Source organism: Sphingobacterium micropteri (assembly GCF_014692515.1).
Classification (GTDB): Bacteria; Bacteroidota; Bacteroidia; order Sphingobacteriales; family Sphingobacteriaceae; genus Sphingobacterium; species Sphingobacterium micropteri.
In genome coordinates, this window is the sequence record NZ_JACOIK010000027.1 from 1 (window position 1) to 1,403 (window position 1,403).

A 1,403-nucleotide genomic window follows, 5' to 3' on the forward strand; every position below is an offset into this window, starting at 1 on the left:
CGTATGAGCAGGCATCCGTATCCAGCGCCCTTTTACAGGCATCGTTGAGCCGCTGGGAACCGTAGGCACGGTGCAGTTGGATAACACCCAGTACACGCTTGTAACCGATCTCGGGATAGTCCTGCGATGCCAGTATCTTTTCCACGCATTGCACCACATGTTCGCCGTGCCGCGCGGCTTTATCCCTGAAGAACTCCGGGTTCCAGTCGGTGTAGAAACGGTGGGTGCTGGCCAGATGGTCCTTATCGGTCGTATAGCTTCCCCTGACCGGATTACGCCGGTGCAGCGCTATCCGCTGGTGGTTGTAGAATACCTCGACCCTGCCCGCTGTGTAATGGATCAGGGTCTCCTTGCCCTTATAACGGTGCGGGACGCTGTAATAGCTCTTGTCAGGAGAAAAATAAACATATCCCATCTTTTGGACTTTCGCTCTCCTGTAGTCCTTAAGCTCATAAGGTGTATCGGGTAACGGCTTGAGATACTGGCGTTCAACTGACTGATAAAGTTCCGTCCTGCTCAACTCCCTGCGTTGAAGCAGTAGGTTGTTGTAACGCTGCACCAGGATGCCGATCTCCCGGTTGAGATCGGCCAGCGAAAAGAAAACCATTTCGCGCAATGGGTAGTAGATACGCTGATAGGCAAGATGTACGGCATTCTCCACCAATGCCTTATCCTGGGGAGAGTACCCGCGGGTGGGGCTGATCACACAGTTGTAGTGGCGGGCAAAGTCTTTGAAGCTTCTGTTGATGTCTGCTTCATATCTGCTCGCCCTGCTCACCGCAGACTTCAGATTGTCCGAAACGATCGCTTTGGGAACGCCGCCAAAAAAACGTAAAGCATCTGCACAGCATGTAATCAGATCGGCCCGCGTTTGGCTCTTGCAGGCCTTCACATAGGTATAATGGCTGCAGGGAAGGATAGCAACAAAAACCTCAACAGCAATAAGCTCCCCTGTTTCCCTGTCGGTAACATACAGTTTCTTACCCGCAAAATCAATGAACATCTCCTCGCCGGCAACGTGCTCTAGCTTCATAGAACCCTTTTCACATGGATATTTGCGACGATAGTGCTCAAGGAACTGCGTATAACTGTAAGGTTCCGCTGCCTGTAGGACATACTGCTGGTAATGGTGAAGAAATGTAAAGCCGGGATGGCTCCTGGCCTGGTTGACACTTTCAAAGTAAAGCATCAGTTCATTATGACGTGCCGTATCTACGGTCGTATGGGAAGAAAACAGTGCGGATAGCTTTGCGGTATCCATTGCCAGTAAATCTTCCAATGAATAGTCGCTCGCGGAAAACAACTGCATATAAGTATTTACCGTGTTACGGGAGATACCCAGTGTAGAGCCTATCTTTCGGTTGCTGGCTCCGTCAAGATGTAGGGTAATTATTTGTTTTAAG

The 1,403-nt window shown here is 50.4% G+C and carries 1 protein-coding gene; it reads right to left on the bottom strand.

What is annotated here, in order from left to right; genetic code table 11:
* A partial coding sequence (gene istA, locus H8B06_RS20440) for an IS21 family transposase (RefSeq protein WP_190996044.1) occupies positions 1–1,403 on the bottom strand: 1,403 nt, incomplete at both ends.